The following is a 26,567-nucleotide window of genomic DNA, read 5'->3' as shown; positions in this document are numbered from 1 at the left end:
ACTCGTTGTGATTATCGTCAGGTTTGGCGATTCCCTCAGCGGTGTGCAAAAACTGCACACCCCGCCTCATACGCAACTCGATGCGTCCGAGACGGTTACAAGAATCGCCCGCCGAACCAGTTACTCTTGATTGAGCTTTGCACGCCACCCCCTTTGGGGGCATCGGTCCATGATGAAGCCGGCGCCGGATGCTGTCAAAACAAACAATCAGGTCCGCAAAGAACGGCGGACACGACAACTCGTACTGACGCGACTGGGGGCGCTGCCTGCGGCAACGAGTGTGAGGATCGGGTCGCCTGCCATGGAACCCGCCCATCTGTACCTGTCCCCCTCGATGGGCGGTCCCAGACTGCAGACCTCCATCGTACGTAACTCAAGGTCGGACAATCCGGTTCCCTGTCAAGAAAAAAAATGCCCCCGACTACTATCCGTGGGGGGCATTCTCTCAGAGGGGAAAGGCGACTTAGTGAGTATGGTTTTTGACCCACTCTTCCATGCGGCGCAATCCTTCGCGGAGGTTGTCCTGCGAGTTGGCGTATGACAGTCGGAGGTACCCCTCGCCGCCCGACCCGAAGGATGTGCCCGCCAAGGCGGCGACACCGGCCTCTTCCAGCAACCCCCTCTCCACTTCCTTGGCCTTCATCCCCAGACGGGAGATGTTCGGGAAGACGTAGAAGGCGCCGGCGGGCTTCAGACAGGAGATGCCGGGAATCCGATTGAGGCCGTCGACCACCAGGTCCCGCCGCACCCTGAACTCACGACACATGGCAACCACTTCATCGCGGCGGCCAAACAGAGCCGGGCCGATCACCTTCTGCGAGAAGGAGGCGGTGCAGGAATTGCTGTTGGTTTGCAGGCGCGAGACCGCGATGGCAATCGTCGGTGGCATGACACCCCACCCAAGCCGCCAGCCGGTCATGGCGAAGGTTTTGGACATGCCATCCAGCAGGATGACATTCTCACGCGCCTCGGGGGCCACGTGCAGGATGCTGGTGAACTTGCCGTCGTAGACGATCTCGGAATAGATTTCATCGGCGAGGACGTAGATGCCGCGCTCCAGCGCAATCTGGGCCACGGTCGCCAGATCCCCGGGCGTCAGCATGCCGCCGGTGGGATTCTGCGGCGAATTGATGATGATCAGTTTGGTCTTGTCGGTGACCAGGGAGGCCAGCTCGTCGATGTCGACGCGGAAGCCGTTCTCCTCGCGCAGAACGATCGGGACCGGTTTGGCGCCGACAAAGCGGATCACCGATTCATAGATCGGGAATCCGGGATTGGGATAGATGACCTCATCGCCGGGGTCGACGAGGGCGAAGATCGTAAAGAAGATGATCGGCTTGGCGCCGGGGGTGACGACGACCCAGTCGGGGGTGACATCGACGCCGCGGGACTCGCGGACATAGCGGGCGATGGCCTCGCGCGCTTCGGGCAGTCCGGCCGAGGGGCCATAGTGGGTCATGCCGCTGCGGAGCGCATTGACGGCTTCCTCCACGATATGCCTGGGGGTGTCAAAATCGGGCTCGCCGATTTCCAGATGAATGACGCTCCGGCCGGTCCGTTCGATCTCACGGGCGCGGGCCAGAACCTCGAAGGCGCTCTCGGTGCCGAGATTCCGCAGCCGCTCCGCCATGGGTTTTGGCCGGACGGGGGTCGATACGACTGTCGCCATGATCACACACTTCCTTCGTTGGCAAGCGGCGGGTCAAAAGACACGGGCCGTCTTGCGTTTCAAGACCTTCTCGCCGGCCGCGATGATGTCGCGCGACTTCAACCCGAAGGCCGTCATCAACTCATCCGGTGTCCCCGACTGCCCGAAGCGATCATCGACGGCCACAAACTCCATGGGAACGGGGTTGCCACGGACCACCACCTCGGCAACCGCGCCGCCCAGCCCGCCGTTGATCTGGTGTTCCTCGGCGGTGACGATGGCGCCGCAGTCAGCGGCCGCCTGCCGGATGATCTCGCGGTCAATCGGCTTGATCGTGTGCAGGTTGATCACCCGCGCCTCGATGCCGCGCTTGGCGAGGGCATCGGCGGCCTCCAGGGCCTCGTAGACCATCACCCCGCAGGCGATGATGGCCAGATCGCCGCCGTCGCGCAGCGGCAGTCCTTTGCCGAAGACAAACGGTGTCTCGGGCGTGGTCACCACCGGCACATTTTCACGGCCGAAGCGGATGTACACCGGCCCCCAGAGTTCGGCGGCGGCGTGGGTGGCCTTGCGCGTCTCCTCAAAGTCGCAGGGAACGACGACTTTCATGCGCGGCAGGGCGCGCAACATCGAGATTTCTTCCATCGCCTGGTGCGTGGCGCCGTCAGGCCCGACCGAGATGCCGCCGTGGGCGCCGCCGATCTTGACGTTCAGATCGGAGTAGCAGACGGTGACGCGAATCTGGTCCATGCAACGGCAGGTGGCGAAAGCGCCGTAGGTCGACAGAAATGGAATCTTGCCGACCAGCGAGAGTCCGGCGGCGGTGTTCATGATGTTCTGCTCGGCCACACCCATCTGGATGAACCGTTCGGGGAACTCCTTCGCGAAGAAACTGACCATCGTCGATTCCGACAGGTCCCCGACCAGCACGACCACGTCGGGGTTGGCCTTTCCAAGTTCAACAAGGGCGCGGCCAAAGCCTTCGCGTGTTTTCTTCAGTTCCGGCATGTGCGAGAGTCTCCGTTGGCGTCAGTTGTTCAACAGGCGCGCGGACCATTCGGCCAACGAGGTTCCCAGTTCGGCCAGGGCCTTTTCACCTTGTTCGCGGGTCGGCGGTTTGCCGTGCCACTCGTAATTGTCGCTCATGAAACTCACGGGCCGTCCCATGACGGTGCGCGCCAGGATGACGGTGGGCTTGCCCTTAGTGGCGCGTGCCTCATCGAGGGCGGCGAGGATTTGACGGAAATCGTGGCCGTCGATTTCGATCACATGCCAGCGGAAGGCGCGGTACTTGTCGGCCAGAGGCGCCAGACCCATGATGTCCTCGACGCAGCCGTCGATCTGGATGTTGTTGTAATCGATGATGCCGCAGAGGTTGTCGAGCTGGTAATGACCGGCCGACATCACCGCCTCCCAGATCGATCCCTCCTGCTGCTCGCCGTCGGACATGAGCGCATAAACCCGGCGCGGGTGCCCATCCATACGCGAGCCGTAGGCGGCGCCGAAGGCGATCGAAAGCCCCTGCCCCAGCGAGCCGGAGGACACCTCGATGCCGGGCGAGTCCAGGTTGGAGGGGTGCCCTTGCAGATGGCCATCGAACTTGCGGAATTTCATCAGGTCCTTCAGCGGGAAGAACCCGGCTTCGGCCAATGCGCTGTAGTGGATCGGGGTCACATGCCCGAACGAGTAGAACCACATGTCGCGATCGGGCCACTTCGGGTTCTTCGGATCGAACACCAATTCGTGGAAAAACAATGCGGTGGCCACATCGGCAAACCCCAGCGGCCCGCCGGTGTGTCCCGACTTGGCTTCCACCAGCATCGTGATGATGTCGCGTCGAATCTCCAGCGCTTTGTCGGCCAATCGTTCGACGCTAAATCGGTAGGGATTTTGTCTGGTCATCGGCTCCTTCTCCGGAGATCGGGTGGAGCGAATCTCCGAAAATGTTGTCGGACTTTATGATAACATTTTTTCCCAGCAAAGTCTCGCTTCGCGGCGCAGATTCGCCCAGGAAGAACCGTTTTTGACAATGAAATCGCAATACGCGCGCTTGCGATTCCACGGCATTTGCGCCCGGGAGAAACGGCGGATTTGCGCCAGCGACATCCCGCGCTTGCGCAACCGACGGAGCCGCAATTCGTAGGGGGCGTTGACGCCGACGAGGAAATCCCAGTGAATCCGGCCAATACCCCACTCGACCAAGAGGGCGGCGTCGATGACGACGGCGCGCACGCCGCGTCGGCGACGCAGACGGGCAACCTCGCGATTCAGCTCAGCCACCAGCGCGGGATGGACGATGCGGTTCAACGTGGCGGTCTGACGCGGCCCGGCGAAGGCGCGTCGGGCCAGCAGGCCGCGATCGATCTGTCCCCCCGTGAGGATGTCGTGGCCGAAGGCGCGCGCCAGTCGATTGCGAAGTTGCGGGGAGCGGTCCACGACCCGATGTCCGATCTCATCGCCGGAGACAATGGCGCCGCCCCAGGCGGCAAAGCAAGCGGACACGGCGCTCTTGCCCGAGCCGATCGGCCCGGTGACACCGATCACCGGAATGGCGCGTTTGGGAGACCGACTCGACACACTGCGAAGGAAACGCCACGGATGCCGTGAGGGAAGCGCAAAGCGACGCGTCCGGCCTACGGCACGGTGGCACCGGGCCACATCGGATGGCGCGAGCGGTGCCGGCCTTCGGTGAGTTCCGCAATGAATCGTTGCATGGAGCAGACTTCGCCGGTCGGCGGCTGGACCATCAGACTCGCCAGCGGCATCTGGCGCGCGATGCGTCCGATCTCCTGCCCCACACCCAGATCATCCAGCGCCGAGCAGAAGGCGCCAAGCCCGATGCGCACCGGACGTCCGCGCGCGGCGAATCCCGAGACCAACACCACGGCCGGGCGGGCCCCGGACGGCAGCGAGAGCGGGACGCTGGTCCAAACCCCCAGATTGAACTGGAATCTTCCTTCACCGGCAAAGACCCATTCCTGATCGGGAATCTGCTTGTCCCCCAAGCGCACCGACAGCTGGAAGGATGGCAGCCCCGCCAGATCGAGAACGGCGGACATGGCGGCGGCCTGCGAATACGAGGACCCGGCTCGGGTCAGCGCGATGTCGTCGATGGTCGTGATGATGAGGTCATAGGACCAGAGACAGCCCCACGCCTCTCGGACCGGGTCGGCCGTGTCCTGCGGCGCGATCGGTCGTCCGGCCTGTCGCAGGTATTCGGCTTGAACGGCGGGCAGCGCCGTTGCCAGCGAGTCGGCGCCGGCGATCACCGCCAGCTTCGCCGCCCACGGGCTCAGATGATTGGCCCAGTAAAGCGTCTCTAACAGCGTCAGCGTGGCGCAGGACGGCAGCGTGTCGCCGGGGGCGCCGATCGCCGCCCAGGCGGAGTCGACCTGCGGCTGCGCGCGATCGACCGGCCCGGCGGCATGCAGAATGGCGGCGCGGGCCAGCATCGGATCGGTGAGCGCGCCCACCTGCTTGAGCCGCTCGATTCGGGCCGCGTCGGCCTCGTCGAACGATATCTTGCGCGGCGTTCCCAGCCGCGCCATGACCCGCGCCAAGGCCGAATCGGCGGAGCGATCATCCCGGTTGACCAGGGCGGAGAAGACCGCGCGACGGTTAAAGACCAAGACAGGCGCGACTGATTCCGGCTTCTTGACGGAACGGTCGGAGAATCCGGCCTCCCACAGGATCGAGTCGGATGCCAGATAGCCGCGGCCATCTCTATCAACGACGACGAATAAGTCATCACCGAAGCGCCCGGTCCGGGTCAGCTGGTTGTAGCGCAGGAGCGCGGATTCAAAGGTGGTCAATCTCTCGGCCGCCGACTTGAGCAGGACGGCAGCCGATGGAGCACGCAGATCCAGCCACTGCCGCGGTTCGTCGAGGCGCCGGGCGTCGTAGACGCTGTCGGGAGTGACCGTCATCATCCCCCAACCGAACGCGCCGCCCTTCATTTCGCGGCGGGCAATGCGCAGGTACATCTCGATGTCGCGCGCATCGCGCGAGCGGTAGGCCAGGCGGCTGCCGGGGAGGTTTTCGAGAATGCCGGAAATCAGCTCGTCCGCCTGCAGGTAGATTTCCGGATGCGGCACCGCCACGGTGCGATGGACATAGAACGCCAGACGCGCGGCGGGCAGAACCGCGGCGCTGTCGAGGCATTGGTCCCAGGCGCGCCAATGCAGATCGTCGGCCGGTGAGGCCGGCGATGCGGTCGGGAACAAGCAGAACAACAGGACCGGAACGAATAGGACCGCGCGCGTGCGCCGGCGGCGAGAGGTATCGGTCTTCATGGACAGGGCCTACTTGGCGGCGAGCCAGTTGTCGCCCATGCCGACATCCACCAGCAGGGGCACCGACAACTGGACCGCGTTCTCCATTTCGTCTTTGACCATCGCGGCGACCGCCTCGGCCTCGCCGCGGTGGGCATCAAAGACCAATTCATCGTGCACTTGCAGGGTCATGACGGTCCGTCTCATTTCCTGATACAATCGACGGTCGATGGCGATCATCGCCTTCTTGATGATATCGGCGGCAGTGCCCTGCATCGGCGTGTTGACGGCGTTACGTTCGGCGAATTCCCGGCGCTGGCGATTGGAGGAATTGATGTCGGGCAGGAAGCGACGCCGCCCGAAGAGCGTCCGCACCATGCCGTCCTGGCGCGCCTGGGCGATGGTCGCCTCGATAAAACGTTTGACCCCCGGATAGCGCTTGAAGTAGGTGTCGATGAAGGTCTTTGCCTCCCCCACCGACATATCCGATTGCTGCGACAGTCCATACGCCGAAACACCGTAAATGATGCCAAAGTTGGCGGTCTTGGCCAGGCGGCGCTGCTCGGGCGTGACCGACGACTCGGGAATCCCGAAGATTTCGGCGGCGGTGCGGGCGTGGACATCGGCGGCGTCGCGGAAGGCGGACACCAACGCGGCATCGCCGGAGAAATGCGCCATCAGCCTCAGCTCAATCTGCGAATAGTCGGCTCCGATCAGGATGTGATCGGCGTCGCGAGCGATGAAGGCCTTGCGGATCTGGCGGCCCTCTTCGGTGCGGATCGGAATGTTCTGCAGATTCGGATCGGTGGAGGAGAGTCGTCCGGTCGCCGCCACGGTCTGCTGGAACGAGGTGTGCACCCGGCCGGTGCGGGGATTTACCAACTCCAATAGCGCGTCGACATAGGTCGACTTCAGCTTGGCCAGCTGGCGGTAGTCGAGCATCAGGCGCGGCAAGGGGTGCGCGTCGGCCAGTTTTTCGAGCACGGCGACATCGGTGGCGCGCTGGGCGGTCTTGGCGGTCTTGCGCTGCGGGGCCAGTTTGAGGATGTCAAAGAGGATGTGCCCCAGTTGCGCCGGGGAATTGAGATTGAACTCCTCACCGGCGGCGTCGTAGATGCGCACCACCAGCGCCTGGATGCGTGTCTCCATCTCCGCCGACAAACGGCGCAGATAGTCGCGGTCGATGTTCACGCCCGCGAGCTCCATCCGTCCGAGGACCGGCGCCAGCGGCAGTTCAATCTCCTCGAAAAGACGGTCCACCCCCGCGGGCTTGAGTTTCGGCGCGAGAATCTCAAAGAGGCGAAAAGTGTAGTCGGCGTCTTCGGCGGAGTAGCGGGTGGCGGCGTCGACATCCACGAGACTGAAGCTCTGCTGTCGCGCGCCGGAGCCGATCAATTCGGAGATCGGCTGCATGGTGTGGCCGCAGTACTGCTCGGCGAGCGCATCGAGGCCGTGGGCGCGCGCGCCCGGGTCAAGGCAGTATGAGGCCAGCATCGGGTCGAATCCGATTCCGCCCAGCGTGATGCCATGCCGCGCGAAGACCATCGCGTCATACTTGACATTCTGCGCAATCAGCCGCGGCCTCTCTCCTTCCAAGATCGGACGGAGGATCGACAGCGTTTCGTCCAATGGCAGGTTGACCGCGGGGTCGGCGTGTCCCACCGGAACGTAGTAGGCGATGCCGCGTTCGAAGGACAGCGAGACGCCAACCAACTCGGCATCGACAATCGACAGCGAGGTGGTCTCGGTGTCGACCGCCAGCCAGTCGACGCGGGCCATGCGCTGCGCCAGCTCGCGCAGTTCGGCCACGCTGCGAATGCGATGGTACTGGCCGGGCGTGTCGGGAGCAGCCGACGCGGGCGATTCGCCTTCGGCGGCGGCGGGAGACGCGGGGGCTGTCAGGTCGGGCGCGAGCCATTTGACCAGCGATTTGAACCCCAACCCGGCAAGCAGCCGGGCGGCGGCCTTCTCGTCGAGGGTGTCGGCGCGCCACTGCTCCGGAGTCCACTCGACATCGCAGTTATCGTGCAACGTCACCAGTTTCATCGACAGACGCGCCTGGTCGGCGAATTTTTCGAGTTTTTCCTTGAGCGCCGCGCGCGGGATCTTCGGCGCGGCGGCCAGCGTCGATTCGAGATCGCCAAACTGGGAAATCAGCTCGACCGCGGTCTTCGGGCCGATGCCGGGAATGCCAGGGACGTTATCGGAGGTGTCCCCCATAAGCGCGAGGACATCGCGGACCTGGGCGGGCGGCACGCCAAACTTCTCTTTGACGCCGGCGGGATCGAGCCATTCGATCTCCGCCCCGGCCTTGCGCGGGTTGTAAATCGAGATGCGGTCGTTGACCAACTGCATCAGGTCCTTGTCGCCGGAGACAATGACAACGTCCAGATTCTCGTTCACGGCGCGCCGCGCCAGTGTGGCGATCAGGTCATCGGCTTCGTAGCCCGGTTTCTCGATCAACGCGCAGCCGAGAGCCCGGGCCACATCCTTTACCTGGGGCAGTTGGTCAACCAGTTCATCGGGCGTCGGGGGACGGGTGGCCTTGTAGGCGGCGAAGAGCTCATCGCGGAAGGTCGGCTCGGGACGGTCGAAAACGAAGAGCCAGTAGTCGGGATTCTCCTCGCGACGGATCTTCAAAAGCGAATTGGCAACGCCGTAGATGGCCGACGTGTTCTTGCCTGACTTGTCGCGCAGAGGATTGCGGATGAAGGCGAAGTAGCTACGGTAGGCCAGCGCCGTGCCGTCGATGAGGAAAATCCGTGGTCGCGCGCGCTCCGGCATGGTCAATCCGGACAGCCCCGAGGGCCCTCCGCCACTGGTGACACAGGGATTCTAACTGACCGTGCGCATACGCGCCAGCATCTCTTTGGCGTCAACGAAGCCGAAGATGATGTCCTGGACACGTCCCCCGGAGTCCATCAGGATAATGGTGGGCAGCGAATACTGCTTCAGGGCGAACCGTTGCAGGAATTCCCGTGTCTGCGGGGCATCGTTGGTTTCCAGCTGCAGTTTGACCGGCACAAACCGCGCCGCCTCGGCGGCCACCGCGTCATCGGACCAGGTGTGCTGGTCCAGTTTGCGGCAGTTGGCGCACCAAGTGGCCCAGGTGTCGATCACCACTGGCTTGCCCTCGCTTTGGGCCAGCCTGAGGGCGCCGTTCAGATCGGTCTTCCACGGGATCTTCTCGGCATGGGCGGCGCCGGCGCCCATCGGCCCGCCGGCCAGTCGGACCGGCGGCCAGATCAGGCCGGTGGAGATGAAATAGCCAAGCAGGAGGTAGATGCCGACCACGGTGCAGAGGACCCCGAAGGCCTTCTTGAGGCGGGGAAAGAAGCCCGATTCGGCGGTCAGACGGTCGAAACCGCCGCCAAAGACCCCGGCGCCGATAAACAGCAGACCGGTCAGCAACGCGAGCAGCTCGGTCGAGACCAGGGTCCGCAGGAAATACAAGGCCATCAACAGTAGAACGAATCCGAAGAAGCGCTTGACCGATTCCATCCAGACCCCCGCCTTGGGCAGCGCCTGGATCGCCGAGGAGAATGTCCCGATCAGGACGAACAGAGTGCCCAGCCCCAGCGCGAAGGTGAACAGGATCGCAAAGCCCATGAAGGCCGAGCCGCTGGTGGCGACATAGAGCATGATGCCGGCGACAAACGGTCCCACACAGGGAGAGACCACCAGCGCGGCGATGGCGCCGAGCACAATCACCCCGCCGACTCCCTGTCCCCCGCCCTTGGCCGCCAGTTTGTTGCGCATCCCCTCGGGAACCTGCAACTCGTAGAGTCCGAACATCGACAACGCGAAGATGACGAAGATCGCCACGATGACGGCCACCACCACCGGGTGCGCCAGCCAGGCGCCGAAGACGCCGCCGACGGTGGCGACGATCACGCCCATGATCCCATAGATCAGGGCCATGGTCAGGACATAGATGACCGAGAGGAAGAAGCCACGTCCCGGCCCGCGCGCCTGTCCGGCGAAGATCGACACGGTGATCGGGATCATCGGATAGGTACAGGGGGAAAAGGACAACAGGAATCCGGTGCCAAAGGCCAGGCCGAAGGCGAGGATGTATCCCCAGAAGCCGTGCTTTTCGACCAAGACCTCAAGTTCGGATTTCTCCTGAACCGAAGACAGATCCGGTGCGACACTGGGCGCCGGCGTCGCGCCGGTCGTGGTCGCTACGGCGCCAAACAGCTCTGAGTGCTTGAGCTCGCTGGTGCCAGCGCCGACATTGACCCGCCAGGTCAACGACGCCTTGTCGGGAGCGATGCAGGAGTTGTCATCGCAGCCCTGATAGTGCAGAACTCCGGTAATGGTCGCCGGACCCGATCCGGCGCCGGCACGCACGGGGACAAGAATTACGTCGCCGGATTCATAGACCGACATCGTGTCGCCGATCAGCAGGACATCATGGCCGTCGGGATAGATGATCGACCCGCCCAGGGCGAAACCGGATGGAAAAGTCATCTCCAACCGGGTGGGAATGAGGAAATCCTGACGGGGGTGGGCGGAGTTGACATGCCAGCCCGGGGCCAGCTCGAGGCGGACCGCGAGCCAAACAGTCCCCCCGGCGGCCACGGTGTCATTCGACACATACGTGGCGGTCGTCAGAATCGATCCGGACTCGGCGCCAAAGGGGCTATTCTCCGGCAAGCCGAGGCCGGCCACCGCCGGAGCGACCATCCCGAGGAGGATCAGGGCGCAGAACAGCGCGGTGCGTTGACGAGTCGTCAGAGGTTGGGGCATGGCGATGGTTTTCCCGTTTCCGGTATGTGTCACATACCCCGCAATCCGGCGGGAAGTTCCTGCCAATCAAGGGCCTCCGCCGACGGGTGACAGCGGTAGGGTGCAGCGACGGAGACGGTGATGCAACCCTTTTATCGGGGGGATTATGGGCGCGGCTCGGTCGACAGACGGCGCGAGGCGCGCTCGAGGGTCGCGCGCTCCTCATCGGTCAGTCCCTCGTAGCCGACCTGATTGATGCGATCGAGGATGCGGTCGACCTCTTCCATCAGTTCGCGGTGTTCATCCCAGCGCTGACGAAGGGCGCGTCCCTTCTGGCGCGCGCGCCATTGGCCGATCCAGGCCATCGGAGCGGGAAAGCGCAGGCGCTGGCCGGCGAACCTCAGATAGAAGAAACCGATCACCAGACCGCCGAGATGGGTGAGATGCGCGACCCCATCGCCGGGACTGGAGAGCGAGGCCAACAGTTCGATCGCCCCGAAGAGGATCACGAAATACTTGGCCTTGATCGGCACCAGGAACCAGAGGAAAATGTAACGGTTGGGGAAGGTCATCCCGAAGGCGAGCAGGATGCCGTAGATGGCGCCGGAGGCGCCGATGGTAAAGGTGTGCTTGCCCCACAGCGCCAGCAACGTCACCAGTCCCGCGCCGATGCCGCAAATGAAGTAGTAGCGGAGAAAGCCGCGCGCGCCCCAGAGATTCTCGAGGTCGCGTCCGAACATCCACAGCGCCAGCATATTGAAAAGCAGGTGCAGGAGATTGCCATGGAGGAACATATAGGTGACCAACTGCCAGACCGCCCCGTTGGCCACCATGGCCGGCGACAGTCCGCCATAGCCGACCAGGTTGAATCCGGCAGCCACCTGCAACAGGACCTGGGCGACATAGAACACACCATTGGCGATCAGGAGGACTTTGATCGTCGGCGGCAGCGCGCTCTGCGGTGCGGCGCCTTCCTCATCCCACTGTGGCGGTGTGTATGGTCGCATGGTCCGTCTTGCCTGTTATCGGCTCAAAACGCCGCGGCTTGCGGCGCCATGAATGGTACGCGGCTTTTGGCGATCTGTTCGGTCATCTTCTCGCGTCTCGGCGCGGCAACAGCAACGGCGGCCGGAGAAGTTCCGGCCGCCGCGGATTGTCGGTGTCGGATGCGCGAAACGATCAACTGAGAATCGTCTCAATCTTGTTCACCAGACTCTGCTTGGGCACCGCGCCGATCACCTGATCGACCTGTTTACCGCCCTTAAAAAACAGCAAGCTGGGAATGCTCATGATCCGGTACTGGGCGGCGATGTCGCTGTTTTTGTCGACATCGACCTTGGCGACTTTCAGCCGGCCTTCATAATCGGCGGCCAGTTCGGCCACGACCGGGGCGATCATCTTGCACGGGCCGCACCATTCGGCCCAGAAATCGACCAGAACGGGAACCTTGGAGTCGAGCACTTCGGACTTGAATGTGGCGTCGGTGACTTCTACCGGGTGTGTCGTCTGCATCATGTCTCCTTCTTCATTCTACGCACCGGGCGAGATTACAGGCGGCGTCGTGCCCAGTCAACCATTCTTTGACGTCGCACGGACTCCTAACAAGAAGATCGTCCAAACGTTCCCCGATCCGGAGTCAAATGCGCCGGAACGTGTCAAAATGGTGCGCCCCGATCCTGAGATGCCGCAAGGAGTTGCCGACGCGTGATCGGCCGGGATTGCGTGGTCCGTCCCGTGGGCTTCGCCACCAGGCGCGAGGGAATCACCGCGCCGACCAGATAGTGTGACCCGGTGACCAGAACGGCGCCGGACGCGCCGGCCAACGAACGCGCGCGACGCAGGGCATCGGACGGCGACGGTCGCCACTCGGCGGGCCGTGCTGATCCGGCGGCGCGTGACAGCAGTTCTTCCCGCGCGATGTACGGTGAATCCGGCATCGGAGTGAAGACCCAGCGCCCGACGATCGGCGCCAGCGCCTCCAGCATCTCGGCGTGATCTTTGTCGGGACGGGTGTTGAACACACAGACACAGCGGCGTTGGCCGAACATCCGCCGCCAGGTATCCGCGACGGTGCGGATGCCGTCGGGATTGTGCGCGGCATCATAGACGACGGTCGGCCGACCGCGGTCAATCTGAAACCGCGCCGGCCAAGCGACCTGCTCGATGCCTGCACGGACCGCCCGGGCGGGGATGTCCAGCCCATGCGTCCGCAATACCGCGATGGAGGCCAGCGCGGTGGACAAATTCGTGCACTGATGGGTCCCATGCAGAGGGACGCGCCAGGATTCGTGTGCCGGCGGCAGGCAACCGGAGGCTATTCGATCGGCGAGGATTTCCGCCGCCGTCCAGAGAGGCGCCGCGCGTGCGTCGGCGATCTCCCGGATGCGGGTGCCCGCGGCCGCCACCAGCGGACCAATGACGACCGGGACCCCCTCCTTGATGATGCCGGCCTTTTCGAAGGCGATTGCCTCAGGCGTGTAGCCGAGGACATGTTCATGATCGCGCGCGATGCGGGTAATGACGGCAAGTGCCGGCTGGATGACGTTGGTCGCATCGAAACGCCCGCCGAGGCCGACTTCAATCACGCCGATGTCGATTCCCGCCCGCGCAAAAGCCCAGAATCCCAGGGCGGTGGACACCTCGAAGTAGGAGTAACGTTTCTCAACGATCCGCGCCCAGTGCTCGCCGACAAACTCGGCCACCCAGGACATCGGCACGGGGCGGCCACTGATGTGGATCCGCTCGCGAAAGTCGCGCAGATGGGGCGACGTGTAGCGCCCGACCCGATACCCGGCGGCGCGCAGAATGGAATCGAGAAAGGCGCTGGTGGACCCTTTGCCGTTGGTGCCGGCGATGTGGACGGAGACAAACCGGTCCTGCGGATTGCCGAGCGTGGCGCAGAACTCGCGGATATTGTCCAGCCCGAGCTTGATGCCCCAGTGTTCGAGGGCATAGAGCCGGCGCCGGGCCTCGGAGTAGGAGAGCGCGGGGCGGGACATGGCGCTTCTTCGGTTCAGCGCAATGGAGCGTTGTCGCCCGTCGACTCGGCCGGCGGTTGCGGGATGGTCATGCCGGTCTTCTCGGCGACGCCGGAGCCCGGACCGCAGAAGAAGGTCAACAGCGAATCCACGGTGGATCGCAGGTCGCGGCGCTTGACGATCTTGTCGAGGAACCCGTGCTCCAGGAAAAACTCGGAGCTCTGGAATCCTTCGGGCAGTTCCTGGCGGATCGTGTCGCGGATCACCCGCGGCCCGGCGAATCCCAATTGGGCGCGCGGCTCGGCGATGATCACATCGCCCAGCGAGGCATACGAGGCCATCACGCCGGCGGTGGTCGGGTTGGTAAGGATCGTAATGTAAGGAATCTTGGCTTCGTGCAATTCGGCCAGCAGGAAGCTGGTCTTGGCCATCTGGAACAGCGAGAGAATGCCCTCCTGCATGCGGGCGCCGCCGGAGCAACAGACCAGCACGAGCGGGATGCGCCGCACCAGCGCGCGTTCGATGGCGCGCGCGGTCTTCTCCCCGACCACCGATCCCATGCTGCCGCCGATGAAGGCGAATTCCATGACGCCGAACGAGACGGTGCGTCCGCCGATCTTGCCGATGCCGCAGACCATGGCGTCGGCCAGGCCCGTCTTTTTTTGCGAATCGGCGATCCGGTCGGGATAGCGTTTCTTGTCGCGGAACTTCAGCGGATCGCGCGAAACCAGCCCGCGGTCGTACTCCTCCAACACGCCGTCGTCGAGCAGAAGACGGATGTAGTCGGAATGCCGGATGCGAAAGTGGTAATCGCAGGAGGGACAGACCCAGTAGAGGCGCTCCAGTTCGCGGGCGTAGATGATTTCGCCGCAACCGCCGCACTTGGTCCAGAGGCCATCGGGGATTTCGCGTTTGTCTTTGGCGGTCAGACCGGCTTTGGCCTTACGGAACCATTCCATGATCCGGCTCCTCCCCCGCCGGGAGTTTGTCGTCCCGGTCCAGGCGGCGGAACAACACCAGCGCGTCATCGACGGGACGTCGATAGTAGTTCTTCCGCCGCCCAATCATACGATACCCGAAGCGTTGATACAAGCCCAACGCCGGGGCGTTCTGCGAGCGCACATCCAACACTGCGCAGAGCGCGCCGCGGTCCTTCGCCCGTTGTTCGACCGCACGCAAAAGCAGCGCGCCCCACCCGCGCCGTCGCGCCGCGGGCGCGACGGCGATGTTCTGCACCTGCAGTTCATCGAGCACCACCTGGCCGAGGACATATCCGACCAGGTGTCCCTCGGGCGCGATCAGAACCAGATTGATGCGGTTGGCGACGGTCAGGATTTCGTGGAAGGCGCTGCGCGGCCAGGGATCGCTGAAGATCTCACGTTCGAGCGCGGCGACCGCGTCGATGTCATCGGCGGTCATGTCGCGGATTGTGCCGGCGTCGCTCACGGCTGATGCAATTTCCGGAAATCCGGCGGCAGGCCGTATTCCAACGGCGACTGCGCCAACGACAGGCGATGCCCCGTCCGGAGATCCGCCTCGCCCCAGAGCGCGAGGATGTCGCCGCCGACAAAGGCGTCGGCATCAGCGGCGATGACGGTTTGCGGTCCGATGTAGGCCTGCCAGCGTTCGCGATAGCCGATTACGCCGGGGCCGGTCAACACGCGCGGCGGGTGCGCGGCGACGGAACCATCGGAAAGGTCCACCGGACGCGGCGTGTGAGTCGGATCATCCAAATGATAGAGAAGAAAGACGTTGCCGCGATAATGCACGGCGCACCAGCAATGGTGCGTGTCGGGGGCGGCGCGGCGCGCTTGCGCTTGCGCCACCGTCCACCCGGTCACGGGAATTTGTTGCGCCTGCGCCCAGCCGGCGGCGGTGGCCCAGGCGATGCGAATGGCGGTGAGCGAACCGGGACCGGTGACCAGCGCGAGCCCCTCGACATCGCCGCGCTGCCAGTCGCATTGCGACAGCGCCGCCTCGATTTCGCGTTCCAGCAGATTGCCCCGGCCGCGGGTCGCCGGGCAGTCACGCCGCAGCACGGCGCGGCCATCGGCGGCAATGCCGACGGTGAGCACCGGACCGGAGGTATCGAAGGCAAGCACGCGCATGGGGATCAGCCGAACGGCACAATCGCGATCTCGCGGCGATCGCCTCCGCCCATCTCGAGGCGAATCTGCCAGCCGCTCGGCGGCCAGACGTCGCGGGCCCGTTCGCCCCACTCGACCAGACAGAGGCCATCGGAGTCGAAGTAGGCGCGCAAGCCGGCGAATTCGAGTTCATCGATGGAGCTGAGCCGGTAGAGGTCCATGTGGTAGATGGGCAGACGTCCCTGGTGCACCGCCATCAATGTGTACGTCGGCGATGGCATCGGTGCGTCGACGCCGAAGACGCGTCCGATGGCCCGAGCCATCACCGATTTGCCGGCGCCCAGCGGACCGCTGAGGGCGACGAAATCGCCGGGGCCCAGACGCGCGGCGAAGGTGGCGGCGACGCGCTCGGTCTCTTCGACGCTGTCGCAAACCACATAGCGCTCGTAACGGACATCGGCGGCAGGCATCGCGCGGCTCACTTCGGACGCAGGGTGACGATCGGCAGGACGGTCTCGGCCAGCGAGATGCCGCCGTGCTGGAAGGTGTTGGCGAACTTGCGCTGGAACTCGTTGAAATTGGTCGGATAGACGAAGAAGAAGTCCTCCTTGGCCAGCAGATAACTTGTGCTCATGGTGAAGCGCGGCAGCCGCCAGGCCTTGGGATCGGGGATGACCACCGCCTCGCGCGGGTCGGCGTTCAGATTGTCGCCGAATTTGTAGCGCAGCGACGGCGAGGTGTCGCGGCGGCCATGCGCGACCGCGCCGCGCATCCCGAGGATGCTGCCGTGGTCGGTGGTGATGACGCAGACGGCGTTCGGATCGCGCGCGATCTTGCGCAGGACCTTCGACCAGGAGGAATTGACAAACCAGGTCTTCATCAGCCCGCGGAAAGCGGCCTCGTCGACGGCCAGCTCATGCAGGATCTCGTCCTCGGAGCGGCCGTGGGAGACATGGTCGATGAAGTTGTAGACCACGGACAGAAGCGGCGTGGTCTTGTAACTGGAAAACTTGCGCGCCAGGTTGTCGCCCTCGGCGAAGTCGAGGACCTTGATGTACTTGGCCTCGCTGGGCAGGCGGATGCCGAGCCGGGCCAGTTGCTGGTCGAGCAGTTGGCGCTCGAGCCGGTTGCGCGAGAACTCATCCTTGTCGCCAATCTGCCAGAGTTCGGGATAGAGCCGCTGAATCTCATCGGCAAACAGCCCGGAGAAGATCGCGTTGCGGGAGAAGGGCGTCGCCGACGGGAGGATGGAAAAGTAATGTTCGCGCTCGATCTGAAATGATTCGGCCAGTTCGGGCTCGATGTTGATCCAGTGGTCCAGCCGCATGCAATCGATGACGAAGAAGTAAACCTTTTTGCCCTCGCGCAGGTGCGGCGCCAGCCAGCGGGGCACGATGTCGATGGACAGCGGCGGACGGTCGCGGGATTCCAGATCGGCCAGCCAGCGCGGGTATTCGCGTTCCATCCACTTGCCGAAATCGGCGTTCAGTTCGCGCTTGTGCTCGCGGTGAGTCTCATCGAGCCCCAATGCCGGGAAACGGTCGAGCTCGATGTCCCAGCGCGACATGACATGGTGCGCGTCGAGCCACTGCGACCAATGCGACGAGCGCGAAATCTCTTCCTGCAGACGGCGGAAGTCGTCGACGTACTGCTTGGCCAGATGCTCCGACTGAATCTTGCGCCGCTCGAGGTGTTTTTTCACCACCAGGAGGACCTGTGAGGGATTGACCGGTTTGGTGAGGTAATCGTCGATCTTCTTGCCGATCGCCTCGTCCATGATCCGGTCTTCCTCGCTTTTGGTGACCATGACCACCGGGAGGTTGGGATCCAGCGTCTTGAGTTCGACCAGGGTGCTCAGGCCGTCGCGTCCGGGCATCTGCTCATCGAGCAGCACCAGATCGAAGCGGCGGTCACGGACCTGATCGAGCGCATCATCGCCGGAGTGGACGCCGGTGACCTCGTAGCCGCGCTCCTGCAAAAGCAGGAAGTGGGGTTTGAGCAGATCGATCTCGTCGTCGACCCAGAGGATTTGTTTGGCGGCTGGCGGCATCAGTCTCCCCGTGGCAAGAGTACGTGGTCGCTCCCCTATCCCTTTGCGTCCGGCAGGTGCACGACAAAGCGGGTGACGACGTTGGGGATGGAGGTTTCCAGATACAGGTCGCCGTCGTGGTACTCCATGACGATGCGACGGGCGAGCGTCAGCCCGAGTCCCCAGCCGCGCTTTTTGGTGGTGAAACCGGCGTTGAAAATCTTGCGCGCCTGCGCCGGAGTAATCCCGTGACCGTTGTCGCTGACGGCGATTTTAACTCCGCCTTCGGGGTGTGGGGCCACGGCGATGTCCACCCGACCGGTGCGGGGATCAACCGAATCGAGGGCGTTTTTGATCAGATTCTCCAGCACCCAGGCGATCAATTCAGCATTGATCGGGACTTCCGGCGCGGGCTGATACTCTTCGACCAAAGACACACCGCGCCCGCTGTGCGGCAGACGGGTGCGGAAATAAGCCACAACCTCGCGCACCACCGCCTCCACCGGCTGCCGCTTGCGATCGGGTTCCGAACCGATCTGGCTGAAGCGCTGGGCGACGCGGTTGAGACGGACGATGTCATTGCGCATGTACTGCAGCGTCTCATCCACCTTGGCCCGATCGACCGGAGTGGACTGATCGGGCGCGTACAAGCCGTCGAGCCGCTCTAACCAGCCCATCAGCGACATGAGCGGGGTGCCGAGCTGGTGCGCGGTTTCTTTGGCCATCCCCACCCAGATATAACGCTGCTCGGCGCGCTTGATGTTCCGGAAGCCGATGTAGGCGATGAGCAGAAACAGGACCATCACGGCCACGCCGATGTAGGGCAACCGCTCGACCTGCTCGACCAGATCGATGTTGCCGTAGTGCAGATTGTAAAGCAGATGTCCCTCGTAGCGGATCGGCACCGGCGGGTACTCGTCGGCCATCCGCCGCATCAGCCGGATGACACGGTCACGCGCGGCACGCGAGGTGTCATCGTCGGCCACTGCGGGCAGACTGCGCCAATAGAGCGGCTGGCTGTCGGGGGAGGCGACAACGATCGGGAAATCACCGCGGCTGATGATCTGGTCGAACAGGTAGGCGATTTCGGCCGGATCGGAGGTCTCCGCGGCGCGTTTCCAGTGCCCGGCGTAGGCGTTGGCCAGCCGCGCCTCGGAGGCCTTCAGCTTGCCGACCATGGTTTGGGTGCTATAGATCAGGATGGCCGCGATCGCCGCCAGTCCCAGGATCATCAGACCCTTGAACGCCAGCGGGAGGCCGGAATATCCGGCCCGGTCATGGATCAGTCGCCACAGACGGCGTTTCATGCAAGCCGGTGCCTCCGAGCCGGACGGTCATCCGATCTCGGTTCTGCCCCCCATGTACGGAACCAGCGCCTCGGGAATACGGATCGTGCCCTTCTCGGTCTGCCGGTTTTCGAGGATGGCGATCATCGTGCGCGGCAGCGCCAGCGCCGAACCGTTGAGCGTGTGCGGGAAGTACGGTTTGCCGCCGGCGGCGGGACGTACGCGCAGGTCCATGCGCCGCGCCTGAAAGTCCTCAAAGTTCGAGCAGGAGGAGACCTCCAGCCAGGCGTCGATCCCGGCGCTGTAGGCCTCCAGGTCATAGCACTTGGCGGCGGCGAAGGAGATATCGCCGGAGGCCAAGAGTTTCACCCGGTAGGGAATTTCCAGCGCCTGCAGGATGGCCTCGGCATCGGCGGTCAGCAACTCCAGCTCGTCGTAGGAGGTATCCGGTTCGACCACCTTGACCAGCTCGACTTTGTCGAACTGGTGCACGCGGATCATGCCGCGGGTGTCTTTGCCGGCGGCGCCGGCCTCGCGGCGGAAGCAGGGGGTGTAGGCGCACCAGCGCCGCGGCAGCGTGCCGGGCGGCAGGATGGCGCCCGCTTCCAGATTGGTCAACGGCACCTCGGCGGTCGGAATCAGCCAGAGATCATCGGATTCAATGCGGTACATATCGTCGGCCAGTTTCGGCAGCTGGCCAGTCCCCTGCATGGTCTTTGAGTTGACCAGATACGGCAGGCGGTGCTCGATGTAGCCGTGCGCGATGTGGCGGTCGAGCATGAAGTTGATCAGGGCGCGCTGGAGACGGGCGCCGTCGCCGCGCAGGACAAAAAATCCGGACCCGGAGACCGATGCGCCGGCCTCGCCGTCGTAGATACCCAGCTTCTGGCCGATTTCCCAATGCGGCAGGGGTTTGAAACCCAGCGAAGGCGGCTGGCCCCAGGAACGCACCACCTGGTTTTTCGACTCATCGCCGATGGGAGTGGTGGCATGCGGGATGTTCGGGATGCGCAGTTGGATCTGGCGCTGCTTTTCCTCGACCTCGCGCAGCTCGGCATCAAGCGCCTGCGCCTTGTCGGAGATGGCTTTGCCCTGGGCCATCGCCGCGGCGGCGTCCTGCCCCGACTTCTTGGCGGCGGCGATCTGCTGCGAAATCACGTTGCGTTCATGCTTGAGCGCTTCGACTTCGGCGATGATGGCGCGCCGGCGGGCGTCACAGGCCAGAAATTCGTCGACCAAAGCGGCCGGCGTGTTTTTGGCGAGCACCGCCTCGCGGACACGGTCGGGATTGTCACGGATGAACTTAAGATCCAGCATGCCTCTCCACCGTCCTGGGTGTCGTACGGTCTTGGGAATGTAAGCGGGAAAACCGGCCGGTCAAGCCGAGTCCGCGCCCGGTGAGAATCAGGACAACGGACCGTAACTTTCGATTGCCGGCGCTTCCTGGCGCACCAAGGGGCGGTAGACGGACACCGGCTGGTACCCCGGCACGATCTGCAACAACATCTGCAGTGTCTTTTCGCGGTCACCGCCACGGGCGACGGCCAGAAGTTCGGTCACCAGGGATTCGAAATCCGGGGCGGCATCGTCGATCGCATCGATGACCCAGATCTTGTTGTGTCCGGAAGGTTTCGGAACCACGCCGGGATCGTAGAGATCCTCGGAGAGTTTTTCTCCCGGCCGCAGTCCGATGATCTTAATGGCGATGTCGATTTCGGGACGCAGTCCGGACAAAAGGATCAGATCGCGGGCCAAGTCGTAAATGCGCACCGGATCGCCCATGTCCAGCGCCAGCAGTTGGCCGTTTTCGCCGATGGTGGCGGCATGCAAAACCAGCGATGCCGCCTCGCCGGCGGTCATGAAATAGCGGATGACGTTGGGATCGGTGACGGTCACCGGTCCGCCGGAACGAATCTGGCGCTCGAACAACGGCACCACCGATCCATCGGAGCCGAGCACATTGCCGAATCGCACGGAGACAAACCGGGTCAGCCCTTCGGAGGCGCGGCGCAGCGCCAGCAATTCGGCGACGCGTTTGGTCGCGCCCATCACGCTGCACGGACGCACCGCCTTGTCGGTTGAGATGTTGACGAAAGTCTCCACCCCGCGCTCAAGCGCCCAATCCATCAGGAAGCGCGAGCCGCCGACGTTGTTGAGCACCGCGGCGTCGGGATACTCCTCGGCCAGCGGCACCTGCTTGTAGGCGGCGGCGTGGAAGATGACGTCGGGGGGACGATGCCCGAAGAGGCGGTGGAAGCGCGGTCGGTCGGTGATGTCGACCAGGGCGCCTTCCACGCGGGCGCGTTTGGGCAGACGCGAGACTTCATCGAGCAGATCGTGGAGGGCGTTTTCGGCCCGGTCGACGAGGATCACTTCCCGCGGCGCGAAGCGGAGGATGCGTCGCACCAGCTCAGAGCCGATCGACCCGGCGCCGCCGGTAACCATCACCGAGCGGCCCTGCAGCCACTCGGCCACCTGCACCGGGGCGGTGTCGATCGGGGCGCGGCGCAGGATGTCCTCCACCTTGACGGCGCGCATTTGACGGACGCTGGCGTGGCCCTCGATCATCTCGCGCAAGGAGGGCGCGGTGCGGAAGGGCACGCCGGTCTGACTGCAGGCGGCGACAATCCGTCGCATCTGGTCGCCGGTTGCCGAGGGAATGGCAATCAGGACTTCGGCCACATTGTACTTCTTGATGGCGGCGTCGAGCTGGTCGAGATCGCCGAGCACGGGCAGGCCATGCAGACGCGAGCCATGCTTGCGGGAATCGCTGTCGAGGAAGGCGACGGGGACCATCGGTCCGCTGGGATCCTTGCCGAACTCACGCACCAGCATTTCGCCCGCGTCGCCGGCGCCGATGATCAGGATGCGACGTCCGCGGCGGAGAAAGCGGGGCGTGGCTTCACGCAGCGCGCGCAGGGCAAAGCGCGAGCCGCCGAGAAAGCAGACCATCAGGAACCAGTCGATGATCAGAACCGATCGCGGATAGCCCGGCACGCCGAAGAAGAAAAACGGCAGCACCAGAAGCGTGGTGCCCACCGATACGGCCTTGAGAATGGAGACCAGGTCATTGATCGACGCGTAACGCCAGACCCCGGAATACAGCCGGAAATAGGTGAACGACGAGAGCCGCACCAGGAAGACCAGCGGCAGCGTGTTCCAGAACGCGGCGACGGCATCCGCGGGAATCGAGCCGTCGAACCGCAGCCAGAACGCCAGGTAGTACGACGACGCCACGGCGAGCGCATCGGCGGCGAAGATCGCCATGCGGCGGCGATTGATCCCCCCCACCTCCACGGCGCCATTGGACGTCGCGGTCAGAGCCGGCAGCAGTCGAAACCCGCCGACAAAGAGCATCAACGCCGCCCAATATCCCACCAACGACGTGCGATCGGTCAGCGGACGCGCAGGATCAAAGGTGACGATGGCGAGGATCAGCGTGCCAAAGGTGACCGCAAAGGTGACTCGGCTCAGTTCGGCGGTGCGGGTGGGGAATCCACCTTCGCGGTACATGCCGAAGGCAATGAAGATCGCAAGCCAGCCGGCGGTGATCCACCAGGCCGGACCCAGATACTCCGTCGGAGTGATCAGCGAGTCGGCGCCGGAGGAATCCAGACGGAACCGCAGCCAGAACACCACGGCAAACGCCCCCTGCAGGGCGATGAAGTCCCAGACAATCCACCGCCAGCGGGAAACGTATCGTGCCATGAATTGAGCTGCCTGCCGCGCCAAGTTCCGCCCCCAGGATGATGATAGTCAATTGGATAGATTAAGGCCACTGCAAATCGGGCTCCCGGGATCCTGTCGGGCTTCGGACCGGGCGCGACCCGGACAGGATTCCGACCTCACATACAACGGACGACCAAGCATACAGGACTCCCCCAGAGGATTATCGGGAGACTGATCCCCTGACTGGAATGGTGCGCGGGACTGCGCACGACGCAGGACTAAGTCTTGCGAAGGGCTTCACGCAGAATCTGCGTCAGCGCGACCTGGCGGCGGGCGGTCGAAAAGCGTTCGACAATATGGCGGCGCACGTCCTCGCGCAGACTCTCAGGCGCTTGGAGCGCCGCGGCGACCGCTTGCACTCCCGTTTCGAGCTCCGGGGGATTGACGATGATCGCGTGCGGTCCACCCACTTCGGGAAGGGCGGCCGCCTTGGAGATCACCGGTATGCACCCACAGGCCATTGCTTCGGCCAGGGCGAGTGAAAAGCTCTCATAGCGGGACAGTTGACAGTAGACCGAGGCGCACTGATAGGCGCGGACCAACTGGTCGCCGCGCAAGGCGTCTCTCCAGATCAGGTTGGGCGGAAGATCCCGTACAAAGTTCCTGGCGGTCCCATCCAAGGCGGGGCCGATAAGGGTGAACCGGGTCTGCGGCATGCGGGCGGCAATCGCCGCATAGAGGTCGAGTCGTTTCACTTTGATGGTGGTCGCAGAAATCATCGCCACACACAAGACACCTTCGCGACCGCAACTGGCATCGGGCGCAAATGTGCTCGTATCGACGGCGTTGTGGACCAGCCGGATTCGCTCGGCCAATTCCGGCACACGCGCCAGCGTGTCGGCACGGCTGTGGCCGGATACCGTCACAATGGCGCGACAGCGACGCAGCATCCAGCGCAGAATTTTCTCCTTCAATGATCCCGGACGGATCCCGTGCCCGGTGTCGGCGTCCCAGGCGACTTCGAAACCGCCAATGATACCGACGATCGGTCGGCCAAGGAAGCCGGCGACCATGACCGCGGGGAGCGCATGACGTCCCATAAACCAGATCAAGACAATATCGGCTTGTGAGACCACGCTGCGAAGATGCCTCAATGACCAAAACCCGCGCGCCGGAGCGAATTCGACCTCAAACTCGTCGCTGAGGAGCGACCGATCCTGCGCGATGAAAGTCACGGAATCGTCGGGCGCCACCAGTGCGACACGGGGGCGGCGGGGGGATGACTGGTCCGTGACGGCCATTAGTCCGCATTCTCCCACAGTCGCCGCAGCGGCGGCATGACCCTGTCAGCGACGATGTGGTCCCACGTGTGCAGTTGCGCCCACTGCTGAGCGCGCCGACGAAATTCCGGCGTGCGGCGGGACAGGGCCAACACAATGGCGGCGGTAAACGATGACGGCTCATTCTCGCCGATTGCCACAAGGTCGGGTAGCGCGGTCAATTCAGGCAATGGTGTCGCGGCCACCGGTAGCCCGGCCGACAGGTACTCGGCCAGCTTCAGCGGGCGCATGCCTTCCGTGAACGCCGTCACGCGGTGCGGTATCAGCCCGACATCGAGTTTGCGCAAAATCGCCGGAAGCGCATCGAAGGGACGCGCCCCGAGAAAGTGCGCGTTGGGCAACCGCCGGAGCCGCGCTGCGTCGGCGCCGCTTGTGACCGGACCAATCATGACCAAGTGCCATTCCGGGTTGTCGCGAAAGACCTCGCACAGGAGTTCTGTATCGATCGGACGGCGAAACACGCCCACGTAGCCGATGCGCGGATGCGGGATTCGGTCAGCGGGATCGGGCACGTCCGCCGGCTCGTTCAGGAAGGAGTCAGGGATGCCATTGGGCACAACATGGATCGAGCGGGCATGGGGCGCGCGCCGTTCACACAACGCCGCCGTGGTGACCAGGGAGAGGTCGGCCGCGGCGAGCGTGCGCAAGTCACACTCCCACATCCAGGGCAGGAACTCACCGTCCGGCGTGTGCGCATACTCATCGTAGCATTCATACACCAGCGCCCGTCCCGCAAGCGACCGCGTGACCCACAACTGAACCGGGTGGTATATCCAATGAATCACACGGGCGCCGGCGAGACCCAGACGGCGCAGATGATGACGCAGCTGCCTTCCGAGAAGCCAGGCGTTCAGACTGGACAGTCCCGGCAATCGGTAGAGGATGTGATCATGGAATGGTATTCTTGTCTGGATCACATGCAGCTTGCCGTCTTCGTCTCGGAGGCCGGAGCGCCAAACGTGACGGACGAAGCGTCGCGGATGCCGCCACCAGCCCACATCCAGAGTGATCGGGCGGTCGACCACCAGGAGCGCGACGCCATCCGGCAAAGCCCGGGCCAGCGCCAGCAGCATGGGCCGGCGGTGGAATGTCTGCCACTGTCCGGACAAGTGGACGAGGATCACGGTGTGGGTGGGCACTGGCATCAGTTCACCACTAAGACGAACGGCCTTTGGAGGGCCACCCCGCCAGCAGATCGGACAGCGGCGCAATGCGCCAGCGGCCGGTGGCCATAAGCGGCAGAAGAACACCGCAGAGCACGCCGATTGCCGCCAACACCAGCCGAAGCATGCTCACCTCAGGGCTCAAGAGCCGTCCGATCAGACCCGCCGCGACAGCCGGCACACCGGTCAGCAGGATTAGCCGCAGTGTCAACAACAGCCAGTGCCCGGCCAGGTCGGCGATCAACGTTCGTTGGGCAATGGCGATCATGACGCCGGTGCTTACTTGCGCGGCCACGGTCGCCAACGCCAGCCCGACGATCCCCAACGGCCCGACCCAGAAGGCGGCAGCGATCCATTTGATCACGAGCACCACCAGCGCGGTCAACAGCAGGATCTGCCATTGACGCGCGGCATACAACAGCCGCGACCAGACGGCCGCCAACGTCGCGGGCAAGATCCCGCCTGCGATACCGGCGAGCGCGCCGGAGGTCAGATCGCGGGCGCGGTCGCCGAAGGCGCCGCGTTGGAAAAGGACCGCGGTTACCTCCCCGCTGAAAACCGCCAACCAAATCGTGAGTGGAACGACCATGATCAGCGACCACGAAGTGGCGCGGTCGAGGATGGAGCGTGTTCGCGCGGCGTCTCCTGCGGCCATTGCCTCGCTGAGAAAAGGAAAGATCGCCGTGGAGAGCGCGACACCGATGATGGCCGAGGGGAACGTGGCCACAAGCGAAGCGTAATTGAGCGCCGCGAGCGCGCCGGGATCGAGGTAGGAACCGTAGTGGCGGTCGATGACACCGTAGAGCTGCGCCAGCGAATCGGTGAGGATGACGACGCCGATCCAGACCCAGACCGCGGCCGCCGGGACCACGGCGGGTGTCGTCTCCGTCGCGGCGACGGGTTGGCGCGACCGCGCGAAGAGGATCGCCGCATTCCAGAGAGCGGAAACCGCCGAGCCAAGCACAAAGCCCCACATCATTCCCATCGCGCCGGACTGCGGCCAACCGATGACCGCGACGATCACCCCGATCCCCTGCCAAGCCGATGAGAAATTCGGCCAACCGAAGACTTTCCGGGCCAACAAGCGCCCGCGCAGCAGGGCTTCGATGACGCAGAACACGACGGCGACGGACCCGATTTGCAGCAGATCGGCGGTTCTCCGCTGATCGGTCGGAGAAAACCCGCTCACCAGCAACGTGGAAAGCGGCATTGCCAGCACCGCGAGGCCGACTGCCAGCAGGGCGCCGGCACCCGTGACGATCAGCGCGGCGCGAATCACCTGGCCGCGCGGCCGCGAGGGATCGGACCACAGCGGGATGAAGGCATTGGGGATGGCGTAATAGACGGTGGCGATCAGTATGGCGG

General features: G+C 64.1%; 21 protein-coding genes. All 21 read right to left on the bottom strand.

Annotation, left to right across the window (positions count from 1 at the left end):
- Positions 1 to 463: 463 nt before the first annotated feature.
- Positions 464 to 1,669 (bottom strand): pyridoxal phosphate-dependent aminotransferase, encoded by a 1,206-nt coding sequence (locus VNN55_05900; protein HWO57080.1) that lies wholly within the window; start codon positions 1,667 to 1,669, stop codon positions 464 to 466.
- Positions 1,670 to 1,702: 33 nt separating this feature from the next.
- Positions 1,703 to 2,656, bottom strand: coding sequence for a transketolase C-terminal domain-containing protein (locus tag VNN55_05895; GenBank protein ID HWO57079.1), 954 nt, complete (start codon positions 2,654 to 2,656; stop codon positions 1,703 to 1,705).
- 21 nt (positions 2,657 to 2,677) lie between these two features.
- Positions 2,678 to 3,550 (bottom strand): transketolase, encoded by an 873-nt coding sequence (locus VNN55_05890; GenBank protein HWO57078.1) that lies wholly within the window; start codon positions 3,548 to 3,550, stop codon positions 2,678 to 2,680.
- Between the two features lie 54 nt (positions 3,551 to 3,604).
- Positions 3,605 to 4,225 (bottom strand): dephospho-CoA kinase, encoded by a 621-nt coding sequence (gene coaE / locus VNN55_05885; GenBank protein HWO57077.1) that lies wholly within the window; start codon positions 4,223 to 4,225, stop codon positions 3,605 to 3,607.
- Positions 4,226 to 4,281: 56 nt separating this feature from the next.
- Positions 4,282 to 5,940 (bottom strand): hypothetical protein, encoded by a 1,659-nt coding sequence (locus VNN55_05880; protein ID HWO57076.1) that lies wholly within the window; start codon positions 5,938 to 5,940, stop codon positions 4,282 to 4,284.
- 9 nt (positions 5,941 to 5,949) lie between these two features.
- On the bottom strand, positions 5,950 to 8,703 hold the full coding sequence (polA, locus tag VNN55_05875; GenBank protein HWO57075.1) for a DNA polymerase I: 2,754 nt from the start codon (positions 8,701 to 8,703) through the stop codon (positions 5,950 to 5,952).
- Positions 8,704 to 8,754: 51 nt separating this feature from the next.
- Positions 8,755 to 10,671: a cytochrome c biogenesis protein CcdA gene (locus tag VNN55_05870; GenBank protein HWO57074.1), complete on the bottom strand. Its 1,917-nt coding sequence runs from the start codon at positions 10,669 to 10,671 to the stop codon at positions 8,755 to 8,757.
- Positions 10,672 to 10,814: 143 nt separating this feature from the next.
- Positions 10,815 to 11,657, bottom strand: coding sequence for a rhomboid family intramembrane serine protease (locus VNN55_05865; GenBank protein HWO57073.1), 843 nt, complete (start codon positions 11,655 to 11,657; stop codon positions 10,815 to 10,817).
- A gap of 172 nt (positions 11,658 to 11,829) precedes the next feature.
- Positions 11,830 to 12,162: a thioredoxin gene (gene trxA, locus VNN55_05860; protein HWO57072.1), complete on the bottom strand. Its 333-nt coding sequence runs from the start codon at positions 12,160 to 12,162 to the stop codon at positions 11,830 to 11,832.
- 143 nt (positions 12,163 to 12,305) lie between these two features.
- Entirely contained in the window at positions 12,306 to 13,649 is a 1,344-nt protein-coding gene (locus VNN55_05855) for a folylpolyglutamate synthase/dihydrofolate synthase family protein (GenBank protein ID HWO57071.1), read from the bottom strand.
- Positions 13,650 to 13,663: 14 nt separating this feature from the next.
- Positions 13,664 to 14,587, bottom strand: coding sequence for an acetyl-CoA carboxylase, carboxyltransferase subunit beta (gene accD, locus VNN55_05850; GenBank protein HWO57070.1), 924 nt, complete (start codon positions 14,585 to 14,587; stop codon positions 13,664 to 13,666).
- Positions 14,571 to 15,074 (bottom strand): ribosomal protein S18-alanine N-acetyltransferase, encoded by a 504-nt coding sequence (rimI, locus tag VNN55_05845; protein ID HWO57069.1) that lies wholly within the window; start codon positions 15,072 to 15,074, stop codon positions 14,571 to 14,573. Before rimI ends, accD begins: the two co-directional genes overlap by 17 nt.
- The gene (tsaB, locus tag VNN55_05840; protein ID HWO57068.1) at positions 15,071 to 15,736 is read right to left on the bottom strand and encodes a tRNA (adenosine(37)-N6)-threonylcarbamoyltransferase complex dimerization subunit type 1 TsaB; all 666 of its coding nucleotides are present in this window, start codon (positions 15,734 to 15,736) and stop codon (positions 15,071 to 15,073) included. Before tsaB ends, rimI begins: the two co-directional genes overlap by 4 nt.
- 5 nt (positions 15,737 to 15,741) lie before the next feature.
- Positions 15,742 to 16,185 carry a tRNA (adenosine(37)-N6)-threonylcarbamoyltransferase complex ATPase subunit type 1 TsaE gene (tsaE, locus tag VNN55_05835; protein ID HWO57067.1) on the bottom strand — a complete coding sequence of 148 codons (444 nt, stop codon included), beginning with the start codon at positions 16,183 to 16,185 and terminating at the stop codon, positions 15,742 to 15,744.
- A gap of 8 nt (positions 16,186 to 16,193) precedes the next feature.
- Positions 16,194 to 17,765, bottom strand: a complete 1,572-nt coding sequence (locus tag VNN55_05830; protein HWO57066.1) for a bifunctional response regulator/alkaline phosphatase family protein — start codon at positions 17,763 to 17,765, stop codon at positions 16,194 to 16,196.
- 35 nt (positions 17,766 to 17,800) lie between these two features.
- Positions 17,801 to 19,051, bottom strand: coding sequence for a HAMP domain-containing sensor histidine kinase (locus VNN55_05825; GenBank protein HWO57065.1), 1,251 nt, complete (start codon positions 19,049 to 19,051; stop codon positions 17,801 to 17,803).
- A gap of 27 nt (positions 19,052 to 19,078) precedes the next feature.
- The gene (gene serS, locus VNN55_05820) at positions 19,079 to 20,347 is read right to left on the bottom strand and encodes a serine--tRNA ligase (GenBank protein ID HWO57064.1); all 1,269 of its coding nucleotides are present in this window, start codon (positions 20,345 to 20,347) and stop codon (positions 19,079 to 19,081) included.
- An 87-nt stretch (positions 20,348 to 20,434) separates the two neighbouring features.
- The gene (locus VNN55_05815; protein ID HWO57063.1) at positions 20,435 to 22,738 is read right to left on the bottom strand and encodes a nucleoside-diphosphate sugar epimerase/dehydratase; all 2,304 of its coding nucleotides are present in this window, start codon (positions 22,736 to 22,738) and stop codon (positions 20,435 to 20,437) included.
- 239 nt (positions 22,739 to 22,977) lie between these two features.
- On the bottom strand, positions 22,978 to 24,000 hold the full coding sequence (locus tag VNN55_05810; GenBank protein HWO57062.1) for a glycosyltransferase family 4 protein: 1,023 nt from the start codon (positions 23,998 to 24,000) through the stop codon (positions 22,978 to 22,980).
- Positions 24,000 to 25,184, bottom strand: coding sequence for a glycosyltransferase (locus tag VNN55_05805; GenBank protein HWO57061.1), 1,185 nt, complete (start codon positions 25,182 to 25,184; stop codon positions 24,000 to 24,002). The genes VNN55_05810 and VNN55_05805 overlap by 1 nt, the downstream gene beginning before the upstream one ends.
- Positions 25,185 to 25,194: 10 nt before the next feature.
- A partial coding sequence (locus VNN55_05800) for a lipid II flippase MurJ (GenBank protein ID HWO57060.1) occupies positions 25,195 to 26,567 on the bottom strand: 1,373 nt, incomplete at its 5' end.

It is taken from the genome of bacterium (genome assembly GCA_035559435.1).
Taxonomy (GTDB): Bacteria; Zixibacteria; MSB-5A5; order WJJR01; family WJJR01; genus JACQFV01.
Note: the sequence above shows the minus strand (reverse complement) of the source record. Positions and strands in the feature narration are given on the sequence as shown.

Excerpts from the sequence above, each read along its gene's own strand:
- VNN55_05900 (HWO57080.1), bottom strand. The coding sequence starts at position 1,669 with ATGGCGACAGTCGTATCGACCCCCGTCCGGCCAAAACCCATGGCGGAG.
- VNN55_05895 (HWO57079.1), bottom strand. The coding sequence starts at position 2,656 with ATGCCGGAACTGAAGAAAACACGCGAAGGCTTTGGCCGCGCCCTTGTT.
- VNN55_05890 (HWO57078.1), bottom strand. The coding sequence starts at position 3,550 with ATGACCAGACAAAATCCCTACCGATTTAGCGTCGAACGATTGGCCGAC.
- VNN55_05880 (HWO57076.1), bottom strand. The coding sequence starts at position 5,940 with ATGAAGACCGATACCTCTCGCCGCCGGCGCACGCGCGCGGTCCTATTC.
- polA (HWO57075.1), bottom strand. The coding sequence starts at position 8,703 with ATGCCGGAGCGCGCGCGACCACGGATTTTCCTCATCGACGGCACGGCG.
- VNN55_05870 (HWO57074.1), bottom strand. The coding sequence starts at position 10,671 with ATGCCCCAACCTCTGACGACTCGTCAACGCACCGCGCTGTTCTGCGCC.
- VNN55_05865 (HWO57073.1), bottom strand. The coding sequence starts at position 11,657 with ATGCGACCATACACACCGCCACAGTGGGATGAGGAAGGCGCCGCACCG.
- trxA (HWO57072.1), bottom strand. The coding sequence starts at position 12,162 with ATGCAGACGACACACCCGGTAGAAGTCACCGACGCCACATTCAAGTCC.
- VNN55_05855 (HWO57071.1), bottom strand. The coding sequence starts at position 13,649 with ATGTCCCGCCCCGCGCTCTCCTACTCCGAGGCCCGGCGCCGGCTCTAT.
- accD (HWO57070.1), bottom strand. The coding sequence starts at position 14,587 with ATGGAATGGTTCCGTAAGGCCAAAGCCGGTCTGACCGCCAAAGACAAA.
- tsaB (HWO57068.1), bottom strand. The coding sequence starts at position 15,736 with ATGCGCGTGCTTGCCTTCGATACCTCCGGTCCGGTGCTCACCGTCGGC.
- tsaE (HWO57067.1), bottom strand. The coding sequence starts at position 16,185 with ATGCCTGCCGCCGATGTCCGTTACGAGCGCTATGTGGTTTGCGACAGC.
- VNN55_05830 (HWO57066.1), bottom strand. The coding sequence starts at position 17,765 with ATGCCGCCAGCCGCCAAACAAATCCTCTGGGTCGACGACGAGATCGAT.
- VNN55_05825 (HWO57065.1), bottom strand. The coding sequence starts at position 19,051 with ATGAAACGCCGTCTGTGGCGACTGATCCATGACCGGGCCGGATATTCC.
- serS (HWO57064.1), bottom strand. The coding sequence starts at position 20,347 with ATGCTGGATCTTAAGTTCATCCGTGACAATCCCGACCGTGTCCGCGAG.
- VNN55_05815 (HWO57063.1), bottom strand. The coding sequence starts at position 22,738 with ATGGCACGATACGTTTCCCGCTGGCGGTGGATTGTCTGGGACTTCATC.
- VNN55_05810 (HWO57062.1), bottom strand. The coding sequence starts at position 24,000 with ATGGCCGTCACGGACCAGTCATCCCCCCGCCGCCCCCGTGTCGCACTG.
- VNN55_05805 (HWO57061.1), bottom strand. The coding sequence starts at position 25,184 with ATGCCAGTGCCCACCCACACCGTGATCCTCGTCCACTTGTCCGGACAG.